The sequence below is a fragment of the Thiospirillum jenense genome, from assembly GCF_014145225.1.
In the GTDB taxonomy this organism is placed as follows: Bacteria; Pseudomonadota; Gammaproteobacteria; order Chromatiales; family Chromatiaceae; genus Thiospirillum; species Thiospirillum jenense.
The window spans coordinates 1-368 of sequence record NZ_JABVCQ010000125.1 but is presented as its reverse complement, the minus strand read 5'-3'; the positions used below and the strand labels follow the sequence as shown (position 1 = coordinate 368).

At 47.6% G+C, this 368-nt stretch carries 1 protein-coding gene; it reads left to right on the top strand.

Going from position 1 to position 368, the window contains the following annotated elements; all coding sequences use genetic code 11:
- Positions 1 to 368: InlB B-repeat-containing protein (locus HUK38_RS14820; RefSeq protein WP_182585069.1), on the top strand; the 368-nt coding region annotated here is incomplete at both ends.

Sequence of the window (368 nt, the reverse complement as noted above, 5' to 3'; positions counted from 1 at the left end):
TAGTTGGTAATCTAATAAACTCTGGCTATAATTTTGCCGGTTGGAATACCGTCGCCGATGGTACAGGTACTCATTATGACGCCGGCGCCACGTTCATAATAAACAACGCCAATGTCGTGCTATACGCGCAATGGACAGCATTGTCGACTTATCCAATTTCCATTACTGTTAATCCAGCGGGCAGTGGTTCAGTCACTTGCACACCCAATCCAGCCATCCACAACGGCAATAGCACTTGCACAGCCACTGCCAATACCGGCTATACGTTTAGTGCATTTGACGGCGATTGCATTGGCGCAACGTGTCAATTAAACGCTGTCACGAGTAATAAAGCCGTCACCGCCAATTTCATTCCCGGTTATTCACTC